The organism is Ectopseudomonas toyotomiensis (assembly GCF_017167985.1).
GTDB classification, from domain to species: Bacteria; Pseudomonadota; Gammaproteobacteria; order Pseudomonadales; family Pseudomonadaceae; genus Aquipseudomonas; species Aquipseudomonas toyotomiensis.
The window spans coordinates 2,634,702-2,648,909 of record NZ_CP070505.1 but is presented as its reverse complement, the minus strand read 5'-3'; the positions used below and the strand labels follow the sequence as shown (position 1 = coordinate 2,648,909).

Annotated in this window: 13 protein-coding genes; 6 read left to right on the top strand and 7 right to left on the bottom strand. The window is 63.3% G+C overall.

Translation table 11 applies throughout. The features are described 5' to 3' along the window. Positions 1–63 precede the first annotated feature (63 nt). The 5 genes from JWV26_RS12255 to JWV26_RS12235 all read right to left on the bottom strand — a co-directional run bounded on the left by JWV26_RS12255 (position 64) and on the right by JWV26_RS12235 (position 5,323). A complete protein-coding gene (locus JWV26_RS12255) occupies positions 64–1,029 on the bottom strand; it encodes a CDP-6-deoxy-delta-3,4-glucoseen reductase (protein WP_206416963.1) in 966 nt (321 codons plus the stop codon). Further along, on the bottom strand, positions 1,029–2,495 hold the full coding sequence (ubiD, locus tag JWV26_RS12250) for a 4-hydroxy-3-polyprenylbenzoate decarboxylase (RefSeq protein WP_206416962.1): 1,467 nt from the start codon (positions 2,493–2,495) through the stop codon (positions 1,029–1,031). Before ubiD ends, JWV26_RS12255 begins: the two co-directional genes overlap by 1 nt. A 133-nt stretch (positions 2,496–2,628) precedes the next feature. After that, on the bottom strand, positions 2,629–3,888 hold the full coding sequence (rho, locus tag JWV26_RS12245) for a transcription termination factor Rho (RefSeq protein ID WP_003458629.1): 1,260 nt from the start codon (positions 3,886–3,888) through the stop codon (positions 2,629–2,631). 232 nt (positions 3,889–4,120) lie between these two features. Further along, the gene (gene trxA / locus JWV26_RS12240) at positions 4,121–4,447 is read right to left on the bottom strand and encodes a thioredoxin TrxA (protein WP_206416961.1); all 327 of its coding nucleotides are present in this window, start codon (positions 4,445–4,447) and stop codon (positions 4,121–4,123) included. A 171-nt stretch (positions 4,448–4,618) separates the two neighbouring features. Next, entirely contained in the window at positions 4,619–5,323 is a 705-nt protein-coding gene (locus tag JWV26_RS12235; protein ID WP_206416960.1) for a FadR/GntR family transcriptional regulator, read from the bottom strand. Positions 5,324–5,610: 287 nt separating this feature from the next. On the opposite strand from JWV26_RS12235, the gene JWV26_RS12230 reads away from it, so the two are divergent. From JWV26_RS12230 to ppx, 6 genes are all read left to right on the top strand, one after another. Beyond that, a complete protein-coding gene (locus JWV26_RS12230) occupies positions 5,611–6,396 on the top strand; it encodes a transporter substrate-binding domain-containing protein (protein WP_206416959.1) in 786 nt (261 codons plus the stop codon). Positions 6,397–6,416: 20 nt separating this feature from the next. Further along, a complete protein-coding gene (locus JWV26_RS12225) occupies positions 6,417–7,082 on the top strand; it encodes an amino acid ABC transporter permease (protein WP_072423537.1) in 666 nt (221 codons plus the stop codon). After that, on the top strand, positions 7,079–7,729 hold the full coding sequence (locus JWV26_RS12220) for an amino acid ABC transporter permease (RefSeq protein ID WP_026088715.1): 651 nt from the start codon (positions 7,079–7,081) through the stop codon (positions 7,727–7,729). The genes JWV26_RS12225 and JWV26_RS12220 overlap by 4 nt, the downstream gene beginning before the upstream one ends. Then, a complete protein-coding gene (locus JWV26_RS12215) occupies positions 7,716–8,447 on the top strand; it encodes an amino acid ABC transporter ATP-binding protein (protein ID WP_074913553.1) in 732 nt (243 codons plus the stop codon). The genes JWV26_RS12220 and JWV26_RS12215 overlap by 14 nt, the downstream gene beginning before the upstream one ends. Further along, positions 8,444–8,953, top strand: a complete 510-nt coding sequence (locus tag JWV26_RS12210) for an ureidoglycolate lyase (RefSeq protein ID WP_072423540.1) — start codon at positions 8,444–8,446, stop codon at positions 8,951–8,953. Before JWV26_RS12215 ends, JWV26_RS12210 begins: the two co-directional genes overlap by 4 nt. Before the next feature lie 97 nt (positions 8,954–9,050). Continuing rightward, complete coding sequence (ppx, locus tag JWV26_RS12205; protein WP_074913552.1) at positions 9,051–10,553, top strand: exopolyphosphatase; 1,503 nt, start codon at positions 9,051–9,053, stop codon at positions 10,551–10,553. A gap of 261 nt (positions 10,554–10,814) precedes the next feature. On the opposite strand, the gene ppk1 is transcribed toward ppx, so the two are convergent. Together ppk1 and hemB are read right to left on the bottom strand one after the other, a co-directional pair. After that, positions 10,815–12,998, bottom strand: a complete 2,184-nt coding sequence (ppk1, locus tag JWV26_RS12200) for a polyphosphate kinase 1 (protein ID WP_072423542.1) — start codon at positions 12,996–12,998, stop codon at positions 10,815–10,817. A gap of 19 nt (positions 12,999–13,017) precedes the next feature. Then, positions 13,018–14,031, bottom strand: a complete 1,014-nt coding sequence (hemB, locus tag JWV26_RS12195; protein ID WP_206416958.1) for a porphobilinogen synthase — start codon at positions 14,029–14,031, stop codon at positions 13,018–13,020. Positions 14,032–14,208 lie beyond the last annotated feature (177 nt).

Below are 14,208 nucleotides of genomic sequence, written 5' to 3'. Positions count from 1 at the left end.
AGCGCGTACGGCCTAAATGACTAGCGTCAGACTTTGGCAACCTTATCTGGTCGCCATTGACCCTTAACGCGGCGCGTAGGCGAACACGTCGGCGCGCATCTGGTGGGCGTCCATCCCCGCTTCGACCAGCGCATCGAGCGTGGCATAGACCATCGCTGGCGAGCCGCTGGCATAGACGTGCAATGCCTTGAGATCCGGGAAATCCTCGCGCACCGCTTCGTGCAGCAGGCCGCAACGACCCTGCCAGCCACACTGGTCGCTGACCACCTGATGCAGGTGCAGATTATCCAGCTGTTGCCACTCGGCCCAATGTGGCAGCTCGTAGAAATCCTCGGGCCGACGCGCACCCCAGTACAGATGCACCGGATGGGCAAAACCCGCCGCGCGGCAGTGCTCGATCAGGCTGTGCATCTGGCCCATGCCAGTGCCGGCAGCGATCAGCACCAGCGGCCCATCGGGCAGGTCGGCGAGGTGGGTGTCACCGTAGGGTATCTGCACACGAGCCATGCCGGTGCTGCGCAGATGCTCCAGCAGGGCAATGCTGCTGTCTTCGCGAGCGAGGATGTGCAGCTCCAACTCACGTCCGGCGTGTGGCGCCGAAGCCAGGGAAAAGGCCGCCATCTCGCCATCCGGGCGCTGCAGCAGCAGGTACTGTCCGGCGTGATAACGCGGCACTTTGCCGGCCGGGGCGCGCAGACACACGCGGAACACATCGCCACCCACCGCCTGACATTCGGTCACCTGGCAGTTCAGCTCGCGCACCGGCAACTCACCCGGCGCCAGCACACCATCCCAATGCAGCACGCAGTCTTCCAGCGGCTCGGCCAGACAGGTGAACAGCTCGCCGTGATCCAGCTCGGCGCCGTTCTGCCGCACCCGCCCCTCCACCAGCAGCGCGGCGCAGATATGGCAGTTGCCATTGCGGCAGCTCTGCGGGCAGTCGTAGCCCAGACGGCGGGCGCCATCGAGAATGCGTTCGCCCGGCTGCAGCGCGAGGGTGACGCCAGAAGGTTGCAGGGTGACGTTCATCAATCGATTCCCAGCTCGCTCCACAGCGCGTCGACACGCGCCACCACGGCTGGATCCTTCTCGATGGCGCGGCCCCATTCGCGGGTGGTCTCGCCCGGCCACTTGTGGGTGGCGTCCAGGCCCATCTTCGAGCCAAGGCCGGAGATCGGCGAGGCGAAGTCGAGGTAGTCGATCGGCGTGTTGTCGATCATCACCGTGTCGCGCTTGGGGTCCATGCGCGTGGTAATCGCCCAGATCACGTCATTCCAGTCCCGTGCGTTGATATCGTCGTCGGTGACGATAACGAACTTGGTGTACATGAACTGTCGCAGGAACGACCAGACACCGAGCATTACGCGCTTGGCGTGGCCCGGGTACTGCTTCTTCATGGTCACCACCGCCATGCGGTAGGAACAGCCTTCCGGCGGTAGGTAGAAGTCGGTGATCTCGGGGAACTGCTTCTGCAGGATCGGCACGAACACTTCGTTCAGCGCCACGCCGAGGATCGCCGGCTCATCCGGCGGCCGGCCGGTGTAGGTGCTGTGGTAGATCGGATCGCGGCGCCGGGTGATACGCTCGACGGTGAACACCGGGAAGGTGTCGACCTCGTTGTAGTAGCCGGTGTGATCGCCGTAGGGGCCTTCCGGCGCGGTCTCGCCCGGATGGATCACGCCTTCGAGCACGATCTCGGCACTGGCCGGCACCTTTAGTTCGCTGCCAACCGCCTTGATCAGCTCGGTGCGATGGCCGCGCAAGAGGCCGGCGAAGGCGTATTCGGAGAGGGTATCGGGCACTGGCGTCACGGCGCCGAGAATGGTCGCAGGATCGGCACCCAGCGCGACACAAACCGGGTAAGGCTTGTCCGGATGCTTCTGGCACCATTCGCGGTAATCCAGCGCGCCGCCACGGTGGCTGAGCCAGCGCATGATCACCTTGTTGCGGCCGATCACCTGCTGGCGGTAGATCCCAAGGTTCTGCCGCTCCTTGTTCGGGCCCTTGGTGATGGTCAGGCCCCAAGTGATCAGCGGTGCCACGTCGCCCGGCCAGCAGTGCTGGATCGGCAGTTTGCCCAGGTCGACGTCGTCGCCCTCCTCGATCACCTCATGGCAAGGCGCGTCCTTGACCACCTTGGGCGCCATGGAAATGACCTTCTTGAAGATCGGCAGCTTGCTCCAGGCATCCTTGAGCCCCTTGGGCGGCTCAGGCTCCTTGAGAAAGGCCAGCAGCTTGCCGATCTCGCGCAGTTCGGACACCTCTTCGGCACCCATGCCCAGGGCTACGCGCTTGGGCGTGCCGAACAGATTGCCGAGCACTGGCACATCGAAGCCTGTGGGCTTTTCGAACAGCAGTGCCGGGCCGCCCTTGCGCAGGGTGCGGTCGCAGATTTCGGTCATTTCCAGGACGGGCGATACCGGGGTCTGGATGCGCTTGAGTTCGCCGCGCTTTTCCAGTTCACGGATGAAGTCGCGCAGGTCGCGATACTGCATGCAGGAGCCTCGTGTCGGACAGGCAAGAGTCGGCCGCAAAGTTTAGCGCCGAAGTCGGGCTTTCAGAAGGCTTGAAAGCCTCCAGATACGACAAGGCCGGGTTTCCCCGGCCTTGTGGCAAGACATGAACCGCTTACTTGCGCTTCATCGACAGGAAGAACTCATCGTTAGTCTTGGTCGCTTTCAGCTTGTCGATGAGGAACTCGATCGCCGCAATCTCATCCATCGGATGCAGCAGCTTGCGCAGGATCCACATGCGCGACAGCTCTTCCTCACCGGTCAGCAGTTCTTCGCGGCGGGTGCCCGACTTGTTGATGTTGATCGCCGGGAACACGCGCTTCTCGGAAACACGGCGATCGAGGATCAGCTCCATGTTGCCGGTGCCCTTGAATTCCTCGTAGATCACTTCGTCCATCTTCGAGCCGGTTTCCACCAGCGCGGTAGCGATGATGGTCAGCGAGCCGCCTTCTTCGATGTTACGCGCGGCGCCGAAGAAACGCTTCGGCTTCTCCAGGGCGTGGGCATCGACACCACCGGTCAGTACCTTGCCGGAGCTCGGGATCACGGTGTTGTAGGCGCGCGCCAGGCGGGTGATGGAGTCGAGCAGGATGACCACGTCCTTCTTGTGCTCGACCAGGCGCTTGGCCTTTTCGATCACCATCTCGGCAACCTGCACGTGGCGGGTCGGCGGCTCGTCGAAGGTCGAGGCAACCACTTCGCCACGCACGGTGCGCTGCATCTCGGTCACTTCTTCCGGGCGTTCGTCGATCAGCAGAACGATCAGGTGACACTCGGGGTTGTTGCGGGTGATGTTCGAGGCGATGTTCTGCAGCATGATGGTCTTGCCCGCTTTCGGCGGGGCGACGATCAGGCCGCGCTGGCCCTTGCCAATCGGCGCGCAGAGGTCGATCACACGGCCGGTGATGTCCTCGGTGGAGCCGTTACCGGCTTCCATGGTCAGGCGCTTGTTGGGGAACAGCGGCGTCAGGTTTTCGAACAGGATCTTGTTCTTGGCGTTTTCCGGACGGTCGAAGTTGATGCTGTCGACCTTGAGCAGGGCGAAGTAACGCTCGCCTTCCTTCGGCGGGCGGATCTTGCCGACGATGGTGTCACCGGTACGCAGGTTGAAACGGCGGATCTGGCTGGGCGAGACGTAGATGTCGTCAGGGCCGGCCAGGTAGGAAGAGTCGGCACTGCGCAGGAAGCCGAAACCGTCCTGGAGGATCTCCAGCACGCCGTCACCGGAAATTTCCTCGCCGCTTTTGGCATGCTTTTTCAGCAGGGCGAAGATGATGTCCTGCTTGCGCGAACGAGCCATGTTTTCCAGGCCCATCTGTTCGGCCATGTCCAGCAGTTCGGCAATCGGCTTTTGCTTGAGTTCGGTCAGATTCATAGGAATGACGTGATCATCGAGAGGAGAAGAAAGCTGTTAGCTTGAGAGGCCGCGCCGCAGAGAAGGCGACAGGATCGCGAACGAGTTCGTATAGGAATGAATCGGCGACGGCGTGCAGAGAGCTGCATGGAGGATGCAGCGGGGTCGAATTTAACACCGTGAAAAAACAGCGTCTAGCCCCGAAAACGAAAAAACCCCGCGAATTGCGGGGCCTCTTCCACAGCGACTTGCCTCAGATGTTGCTATCGAGGAAAGCAGCCAGCTGCGACTTGGACAGCGCGCCGACCTTGGTCGCTTCGACGTTGCCGTTCTTGAACAGCATCAGGGTCGGGATACCACGCACGCCGTACTTCGGCGGGGTTTCCTGGTTCTCGTCGATGTTCAGTTTGCAGATCTTCAGCTTGCCTTGGTATTCCTTGGCGATCTCGTCGAGCACCGGTGCAATCATCTTGCACGGGCCGCACCACTCAGCCCAATAGTCGACCAGAACCGGACCTCCAGCCTGGATGACGTCCTGGTCGAAGCTGGCGTCGCTGACGTTGGTGATGAATTCGCTCATGAGGAGTCTCCGTATATTCGGAAGCAAAAAATTGCCGGGAGGAATTTTTGACGTCGCTTGCGACGGCCCGATGGGCTGCTGCCAAGGATGACTGGCAACCAAAAAGTGGCGACATCATAGCCCGGCTTGCCTGACACCGAAAGGCACTGGCGATTGAGCCACTCAATAGTTTCAATCACCAAGCGTGATGAAGGCTATTCCAGTGCGCAGCGCTGCCGCGCGGATGTGCTGCTGCATGGCTTTCTGTGCCGGGCCGGCGGCATGTCGGGCCAGGGCCTTGAGGATCTTGCGATGTTCCTGCCAGGTTTCCTGCGCACGCTCCGGGCGGATGAACGGCAGCTTCTGACTTTCCAGGAATATCTCGGCGCTGGAGGTAACCAGGGCAAACATCGCCTCGTTGCCGCTGGCGGCGAGAATACGCTGGTGAAACTCGAAATCCAGCCGGTTGGCCTGCTCGAAATCGCCGGCACGCAGCTCGCGGCGCATCTGCTCGACGTTGTCTTCGAGAATGTCCAGCTCCTCGGCGGTCATCACCCCGGCCGCCAGGCCGCAGGCGAAGCCCTCCAGAGCGAAGCGCAACTGGAAGGTATCGGCCGCCGACACCTGTGCGGCGAAGGGCCAGGCGAAAGCGCCGGCCGCCTCGGCCTTACTTGCCTCCTGCACGAATACACCCTTGCCGGCCTGCACGCTGACCAGGCCCAACGCGCTGAGCGACGACAGCGCCTCACGCAGTGACGCACGGCTGACACCGAGGCGCTCGGCCAGATCGCGCTGCGACGGCAGCGCGTCGCCGGGGCGATAACCCTCTTCCTCGATCAGTCGGCGGATTGCCTGCAAGGCGTATTCGGGTACCGCGCGGGGAGCAGAAGCATTCATGGCTGTTCGGGCCGGTCAGTCCAGTGAAGTCGCCTTTGTACGGCCATAAGGCCGCCCCAGGCAAGCGACGCCCTCTTGTGGAACAGCCCGTCACGCGGATGCACCGAGATAGCTCAGAAACGCTTCTGACCAACTGGTCAGCTACGCCAACTGTTCAGACCAGTAAGACCTTGTTTCCACTCGCCTGAAACGATGAGAGCCCTTATTTCATTGAACTTGGCACAGGCGATGCACTGCACGAGCCAGGCAAAACGCTTCAGTTTTCGTTAATTCATCGGGAGTTCGACATGCGCAAATTTCACCGCACCCTGCTGGGTACCCTGTTCGCTGCCCTGGCCTTCGGCGCCAGCACCGCTCACGCCGATGCCCTCGAAGACATCAGCAAGGCCGGTGTGCTGAAGGTCGCCGTACCGCAGGACTTTCCACCATTCGGCTCGGTCGGCCCGGACATGAAGCCGCGCGGCCTGGATATCGACACCGCGCAATTGCTGGCCGACAAGCTGGCAGTGAAACTGGAGCTGACCCCGGTCAACAGCACCAACCGCATCCCCTTCCTCACCACCGGCAAGGTCGATCTGGTGATCTCCAGCCTCGGCAAGAACCCCGAGCGTGAAGCGGTTATCGACTTCTCCGCCGCCTACGCGCCTTTCTACCTCGGCGTGTTCGGCCCGGAGGACGCCGCCATCGCCAGCCTCGAAGACCTGAACGGCAAGACCATCAGCGTCACCCGTGGCTCCATCGAGGACATCGAGCTGAGCAACGTCGCGCCGAAAGGCGCCACCATCAAGCGCTTCGAGGACAACAACTCGACCATCGCCGCCTACCTCTCCGGCCAGGTCGAGCTGATCGCCAGCGGCAACGTGGTGATGGTGGCCATCTCCGAGCGCAACCCCAAGCGCGTACCGAGCATGAAGCTCAAGCTCAAGGATTCGCCGGTGTACGTCGGCGTGAACAAGAACCAGAGCGCGCTGCTGGACAAGGTCAACACCATCATCGCCGACGCCAAGGCCGACGGTAGCCTCGAGTCGCTCAGCCAGAAGTGGCTGAAGCAGCCGCTGCCGGCCGGCCTCTGAGCCGCGCGGAGAGCTGAGCCATGGCGTATCAGTTCGATTTCGCCGCCGTCCTGCAGCACAGTGATCTGCTGCTGCAGGGCGCGGCCTTCACCCTCGGCCTGACGGCGATCGGCACCCTGCTGGGGGTCGGTCTCGGCATCGTCGGGGCGATACTGCGCGCCTGGCGCATCCGCCCGTTCGACCGGATATTCGGCGTGTACGTGGAGCTGATCCGCAATACGCCTTTCATCGTTCAGCTGTTCTTCATCTTCTTCGGCCTGCCCTCGCTCGGCGTGCGCCTGAGCGAGTGGGAAGCCGCGGTGCTGGCCATGGTGATCAACCTCGGCGCCTATTCCACGGAAATCATCCGTGCCGGCATCCAGGCCATCCCGCATGGCCAGCTCGAGGCCGCCAGCGCACTGGCCATGAGCCGCTTCGAAACCTTCCGCCACGTAGTGCTGCGCCCGGCGCTGGGCAAGGTGTGGCCGGCGCTGTCGAGCCAGATCATCATCGTCATGCTCGGTTCGGCGGTGTGCTCGCAGATTTCCACCGAGGAGCTGTCGTTCGCCGCCAACTTCATCCAGTCGCGTAATTTCCGTGCCTTCGAGACCTACCTGCTGACCACCGCGCTGTACTTGGTCATGGCCATCGGAATTCGCCAACTGCTGGCCTGGTTCGGCCGCCGCTTCATCATGGGAGCCCGCTGATGGACTTCACCCTCTGGGACATCCTGCGCAACCTGCTCACCGGCTTGCAGTGGACCCTGCTGCTGTCACTGGTGGCCTTCGTCTGCGGCGGTATCGCCGGCCTGCTGGTGTTGCTGGCGCGGCTGTCGCCACTGTCGGCGCCGCGCATCCTGGCCCGTGGCTATATCGAACTGTTCCAGGGCACGCCGCTGTTGATGCAGCTGTTTCTGGTGTTCTTCGGCATCGCCCTGCTCGGCATCGACGTGTCGCCCTGGCTAGCTGCGGCCACCGCACTGACCCTGTTCACCAGCGCCTTTCTGGCCGAGATCTGGCGCGGCTGCGTCGAGGCCATCACCCGCGGCCAATGGGAGGCCGCTGAAAGCCTGGCCATGAGCCGCCTGGAAACCCTGCGCCATGTCGTCCTGCCGCAGGCACTGCGCATCGCCGTGGCGCCTACCGTCGGCTTCTCCGTGCAGGTGGTCAAGGGCACCGCGGTGACCTCGATCATCGGTTTCACCGAGTTGACCAAGACCGGCAGCATGCTGGCCAACGCCACCTTCGAGCCCTTCATGGTCTACGGCTTCGTCGCCCTCGGTTACTTCCTGCTTTGCTACCCGCTCTCGCTCGCTGCATACCGCCTGGAAAGGAGGCTGAATGTCACTGCTTAACGTCACCGCCCTGCACAAGTATTACGGCGACAACCATGTGCTCAAGGGCATCGACCTCAAGGTCGAGGAAGGCGAAGTGGTCGCCATCATCGGCCGCAGCGGCTCGGGCAAGAGCACCTTCCTGCGTACCCTCAACGGTCTGGAGTCGATCAACGATGGCGTCATCGAAGTCGACGGCGAGTACATCGACGCCGCCCGCGCTGACCTGCGCAGCCTGCGGCAGAAAGTCGGCATGGTGTTCCAGCAGTTCAACCTGTTCCCCCATCTGACCGTCGGCGAGAACGTCATGCTCGCGCCGCAAGTGGTGAAGAAAACCCCGCGCGCCGAAGCCGAGCAGATCGCCCGGCAGATGCTCAAGCGCGTCGGCCTGGCGGAGAAGTTCGACGCCTACCCCGAGCGCCTCTCCGGCGGCCAGCAGCAGCGCGTAGCCATCGCCCGCGCCCTGGCCATGTCGCCCAAGGTGCTGCTGTGTGACGAGATCACCTCGGCGCTCGACCCGGAGCTGGTCAACGAGGTGCTGGCGGTGGTCAAGCAACTGGCCAGCGAGGGCATGACCCTGATCATGGTCACCCACGAGATGCGCTTCGCCCGCGAAGTGGGTAACAAGCTGGTGTTCATGCACCATGGCAAGGTGCATGAAATCGGTGACCCCAAGGAGCTGTTCGCCACGCCACGCACGGAAGAGCTGCGCAATTTCATCGGCTCGGTGAACCTGTGAACGCACCAGCGCCCCTACCGCTGCGCATCGAGCCGCTGACCCGCGCAGCCTTCGCCCCCTTCGGCGAGGTGATCGAGACGGCCGGTGCCACGGCCTTCCCGATCAACGTAGGCACCACCACGCGCTACCACGACCTGGCCAAAGTGGAGCTGGCCGGCGAGGCGCCGCGCACCCTGGTCAACCTGTTCGAGGGTAAGGCCTGGCACGCGCCCATCGCCATCCGCATGCTCGAACGCCACCCGCTGGGCAGCCAGGCCTTTTATCCGGTGGACGGCGGGCGCATGCTGATCGTCGTCGCCCCACCCGGCGAGCTGGACGAGTCGCAGATCCGCGCCTTCATCAGCGCGCCAGACCAGGGGGTGAACTACGCCCGCGGCACCTGGCATCACCCACTGCTGTGCCTGCAGCACCCCGGCCGATTCATCGTGGTGGACCGTGGCGGCGAGGGTCACAACTGCGACGAGCAGGTGTTGAAACAGCCACTGAGTGTACTGAACCTGCAGTAATCACAGGTCTAGACCAGTTTCATGCGACAACCGTATGCGTTGGCTCATGCGCTCAGTCGTGGCAGGATGCGCGGAAATCGAACGAGATGCCGTAATCATGCCCAAAGCCCCTGCCGAGAGTTTTCCCCTGATCGCTGCCATCGACCTGGGTTCGAACAGCTTTCACATGGTGCTGGCCAAGGCCGACAATCACGAAATTCGCATCCTCGAGCGCCTCGGCGACAAGGTGCAACTGGCCGCAGGCCTGGACGACGAGCGTCAGCTCAGCGAAGAAGCGATGCAGCGCGGGCTCGACTGCCTGCGCCGCTTCGCCCAGTTCACCAACACGCTGCCGGAAGGCGCGGTGCGTATCGTCGGCACCAACGCCCTGCGTGAGGCACGCAACCGCGCAGTGTTCATCCGCCGCGCCGAGGAGATCCTCGGTCATCAGGTCGAGGTAATTTCCGGTCGCGAGGAAGCACGCCTGATCTATCTCGGCGTCTCCCACAGCATCGCCGACACGCCCGGCAAGCGCCTGGTCGCCGACATCGGCGGCGGCAGCACCGAGTTCATCATCGGCCAGCGCTTCGAGCCGCTGCTGCGCGAGAGCCTGCAAATGGGCTGCGTCAGCTTCACTCAGCGTTATTTCAAGGACGGCAAGGTCACCCCGGCGCGCTACGCCCAGGCCTACACCGCCGCTCGTCTGGAACTGATGGGCATCGAACAGGGCCTGCGCCGGCTCGGCTGGGAGGACGCGGTCGGCGCCTCCGGCACCATCAAGGCCATCGGCCTGGCGACCAAGGCCGCCGGCCTCGGTAATGGCGAGGTCACGCTCGAAGGCCTGGCCTGGCTCAAGCGCAAACTGTTCAAACTCGGCGAGGTGGAGAAGATCGACCTCGACGGCATCAAGCCGGACCGCCGTGGCATCTTCCCCGCCGGCCTGGCAATTCTCGAAGCCATCTTCGATGCCTGTGACATTCAGCGCATGAGCCACTCCGAAGGCGCGCTGCGAGAGGGTGTGCTGTATGACCTGCTCGGCCGTCACCAGCACGAGGACGTACGCGAACGCACGCTGGCGGCGTTCATGGAGCGCTACCACGTCGATGTCGACCAGGCCGCACGGGTCGAGGCCAAGGCGCTGTCAGCGCTGGACAAGGTGTCCGCCGATTGGGGTCTGACCGACGACTGGCACCGCGAGCTGCTGAGCTGGGGTGCCAAGGTGCACGAGGTGGGTCTGGATATCGCTCACTACCAGTACCACAAGCACGGCGCCTATCTGATCGAGCACTCCGACCTGGCCGGCTTCTCGCGCCAGGACCAGCAGATGCTCGCCCTGCTGGTACGCGGCCACCGCCGCAACATTCCCAAGGACAAGTTCGCAGACTTCGGCGAGGAAGGCGTGAAGCTGATGCGCCTGTGCGTGCTGCTGCGCTTCGCCATTCTGTTCCACCACATCCGTGGTACGCAGGACATGCCACAGGTGCAGTTCAAGGCCGGCGACAACAGCCTGGAGATCGTCTTCCCTGAAGGCTGGCTGGCCGCCAACCCGCTGACCCTGGCGGACTTCGAAGCCGAAGCCGCGTGGCTCAGCCGTATCGATCTGACCTTGAGCGTGCGCTGATACCCCGGTGCGCATGGCGCCCCCTGCGGGCGCGGCTCGACCTGTAGGGCGGATGAGGCCCGCCAGGACCACAAAGCCCCCTCTCTTGCCCTTCGGGCACCCCGCTCCGCGCCCCAGCCTGATCGCCAGCGATCAGGCGCTCATCGGCGCAGGAAGTGCGTCGCAAAGCTAAGGCACGCGGCCTCAACCCTCTCCCGCCCTTCGGGCACCCTCTCCCATGAATGGGAGAGGGTCATCAGAAGGCTGCACGCAGCCGCTTTTTTATCGCGCGATGATCACCGGCGCGGTCAGCTTCTCCAGCAGCCCGGACTGAGCGCTGCGTGGATTCTGGTTGCCGGTGGGCTGCTGGCGCAGGTAGCGGCCGTCGGACTGCAACACCCAGGCCTGGGTGTTGTCGGTCAGGTAGCTTTCCAGCTCCTTCTTGACGCGGGTAATGAGCTTCTTGCCCTCCACCGGGAAGCAAGTCTCCACGCGCTTGTCGAGGTTGCGCTCCATCCAGTCGGCGCTGGACAGATAAATCTGCTCGTCACCGCCATTGAGGAAGTAGAACACCCGCGTGTGCTCGAGGAAGCGGCCGATGATCGAGCGCACCTGGATGTTGTGCGAGACCCCGGCAATACCCGGTCGCAGGCAGCACATGCCACGCACCACCAGGTCGATCTTCACCCCGGTCTGACTGGCCTTGTATAGCGCGCGGATGACCTTGGGGTCGGTCAGCGAGTTGAACTTGGCGATGATATGCGCCGGCTTGCCCTCGGCCGCCGCAGTGGTTTCCTTGGCGATCAGGTCGAGCAGGGTCTTCTTCAGGGTGAAGGGTGCATGCAGCAGCTTCTTCATGCGCAGGGTCTTGCCCATGCCAATCAGCTGGCTGAACAGCTTGGACACGTCCTCGCCCAGGGCCACGTCGGCGGTGAGCAGGCTGTAGTCGGTATACAGCTTGGCGTTGCCAGCGTGGTAGTTGCCGGTGCCAAGGTGAGCATAGCGAACGATTTCGCCGTTCTCGCGGCGCAGGATCAGCATCATCTTGGCGTGGGTCTTGAAGCCGACCACACCGTAGATCACCACTGCGCCAGCGGCCTGCAGACGGCTGGCCAGGGCCAGGTTGGATTCTTCGTCGAAGCGCGCACGCAGCTCGATCACCGCCGTGACTTCCTTGCCGTTACGCGCGGCTTCCACCAGAGCGTCGACGATCTCCGAGTTGGCGCCGGAACGATACAGGGTCTGCTTGATCGCCAGCACGTGCGGGTCCTTCGCCGCCTGGCGTAGCAGGTCCACTACCGGGGTGAAGGACTCGAAGGGATGCAGCAGGAGGATGTCCTGCTTGCTCACCACGCTGAAGATGTTCTCGGCGTTCTGCAGCAGCTTGGGGATCACCGGGGTGAACGGCGCGTACTGCAGGTCCGAGTGGTTATCCAGTCCAGTGATGCTGAACAGGCGGGTCAGGTTGACCGGGCCGTTGACCTGGTACAGCTCGCCCTCGGTCAGGCCGAATTGCTTGAGCAGATAATCGCGCAGGTGTTTCGGGCAGGTGTCGACCACTTCCAGGCGCACCGCATCGCCATAACGACGACTGAACAGCTCGCCACGCAGGGCGCGCGCAAGATCCTCGACGTCCTCGGTGTCCACCGACAGGTCGGCGTTGCGGGTCAGGCGGAACTGGTAGCAGCCCTTGACCTTCATGCCCTGGAACAGATCATCGGCGTGAGCGTGGATCATCGACGACAGGAACACGTAGTTGTCGCCAGGGCCACCGACGTCCTCCGGCACCTTGATGATACGCGGTAGCAGGCGCGGCGCTGGGATGATGGCCAGACCGGAGTCGCGGCCGAAGGCATCGACGCCTTCCAGCTCGACGATGAAGTTCAGACTCTTGTTCACCAGCAGCGGGAAGGGGTGCGTCGGGTCGAGGCCGATGGGGGTGATGATCGGCGCGATCTCGTCGCGGAAGTAACGGCGTACCCAGGCCTTGAGCTTGGTGGTCCAGAACCGCCGGCGAATGAAGGTGATGTTGTGCTTGGCCAACGCCGGGAACAGGGTGTCGTTGAGGATGGCGTACTGCCGCTCGACCTGCTCGTGCACCAGCTCGCTGATGCGCGCCAGCGCCTGGTGTGGCTGCAGGCCATCCGCGCCGGCCTGTTCACGGGCGAAATTGATCTGTTTCTTCAGGCCGGCGACGCGAATCTCGAAGAACTCGTCGAGGTTGCTGGAGAAGATCAGCAGGAACTTCAGGCGTTCGAGCAACGGATAGGACTCGTCCAGCGCCTGCTCCAGCACCCGGATATTGAACTGCAGCTGCGACAGTTCACGGTGGATGTACAGGCTGCTGTCATCCAGGCTGGGGATCGGGGCCGGCGGTGGAGTTTCCACCACGGGCGTCTCGGCGACCACCTCGGCCTGAGGCGGGTTGTTGTCGAGCACTTCGCTGTTGAGTCCTTCGCTGTTCATCGCTGGGTTCCTGAGAGCGTCATCGCTCTTGTTTTAGCAGTTCTGCCGCCCGTACGGCGAAATAGGTGAGGATGCCATCGGCACCGGCACGTTTGAAGGCGGTGAGCGACTCCAGTATGACCGCCTCGCTGAGCCAGCCGTTCTGAATCGCGGCCATGTGCATGGCGTACTCGCCACTGACCTGGTAGACGAAGGTCGGCACCTTGTAGGCATCCTTCACCCGCCAGAGGATGTCCAGGTAGGGCATGCCGGGTTTGACCATGACCATGTCGGCGCCTTCGGCCAGGTCGGCTGCCACTTCGTGCAGCGCCTCGTTGCCGTTAGCCGGGTCCATCTGGTAGCCGAGCTTGTTGCCCTTGCCGAGGTTGGCGGCCGAGCCCACCGCATCGCGGAACGGGCCGTAGTAGGCGCTGGCGTACTTGGCCGAGTAGGCCATGATGCGCACGTTGACGTGGGCGGCCAGTTCCAGCGCCTCGCGGATCGCCTGCACGCGGCCATCCATCATGTCCGACGGGGCCACCACCTGGGCACCGGCCTCGGCATGCGATAGCGCCTGCTTGACCAGCGCATCAACGGTGATGTCGTTCTGCACATAGCCGGACTCATCGAGGATGCCGTCCTGACCATGAGTAGTGAACGGGTCGAGCGCCACGTCACTGATCACGCCGAGCTCGGGGAATTTCGCACGCAGAGCACGGATTGCGCGCTGGGCGATACCGTCCGGGTTCCAGGCCTCGGCCCCGTCGGGGGATTTCTTCTCCAGCGGCGTCACCGGGAACAGTGCCAGCGCCGGAATACCCAGCTCGACCCAGTGCTCAGCTTCCTTGAGCAGCAGGTCGATGGACAGACGCTCGACGCCCGGCATCGACGGTACGGCTTCGCGGCGGTTTTCGCCGTCGAGGACGAACACTGGCAGGATCAGGTCATCGACGCTCAGGCGATTTTCGCGCACCAGACGGCGGGAGAAATCGTCGCGGCGATTGCGACGCAGGCGGGTGGCAGGGAACAGACGATTGGCGGGGGTAACGCTCACGGCAGACTCCAGAGCCCGCACGGGCGGGCCAGTGTGACGGTTATAAGCGGGCATTATGACCAAATGATGACATCCGCATGACGCGATGCGACTGCGGGTCGCAGCCAGGGCGGCGGCAATGCCACGAAACCTGGCCATTGTGGCATGACGCGCCACCTTCCGGCTTCCTCGTGGTCA

Bases quoted from the DNA above. Each gene is read 5' to 3' on its own strand.
- JWV26_RS12255 (WP_206416963.1), bottom strand. From the start codon at position 1,029: ATGAACGTCACCCTGCAACCTTCTGGCGTCACCCTCGCGCTGCAGCCG.
- ubiD (WP_206416962.1), bottom strand. From the start codon at position 2,495: ATGCAGTATCGCGACCTGCGCGACTTCATCCGTGAACTGGAAAAGCGC.
- rho (WP_003458629.1), bottom strand. From the start codon at position 3,888: ATGAATCTGACCGAACTCAAGCAAAAGCCGATTGCCGAACTGCTGGAC.
- trxA (WP_206416961.1), bottom strand. From the start codon at position 4,447: ATGAGCGAATTCATCACCAACGTCAGCGACGCCAGCTTCGACCAGGAC.
- JWV26_RS12235 (WP_206416960.1), bottom strand. From the start codon at position 5,323: ATGAATGCTTCTGCTCCCCGCGCGGTACCCGAATACGCCTTGCAGGCA.
- JWV26_RS12230 (WP_206416959.1), top strand. From the start codon at position 5,611: ATGCGCAAATTTCACCGCACCCTGCTGGGTACCCTGTTCGCTGCCCTG.
- JWV26_RS12225 (WP_072423537.1), top strand. From the start codon at position 6,417: ATGGCGTATCAGTTCGATTTCGCCGCCGTCCTGCAGCACAGTGATCTG.
- JWV26_RS12215 (WP_074913553.1), top strand. From the start codon at position 7,716: ATGTCACTGCTTAACGTCACCGCCCTGCACAAGTATTACGGCGACAAC.
- ppx (WP_074913552.1), top strand. From the start codon at position 9,051: ATGCCCAAAGCCCCTGCCGAGAGTTTTCCCCTGATCGCTGCCATCGAC.
- ppk1 (WP_072423542.1), bottom strand. From the start codon at position 12,998: ATGAACAGCGAAGGACTCAACAGCGAAGTGCTCGACAACAACCCGCCT.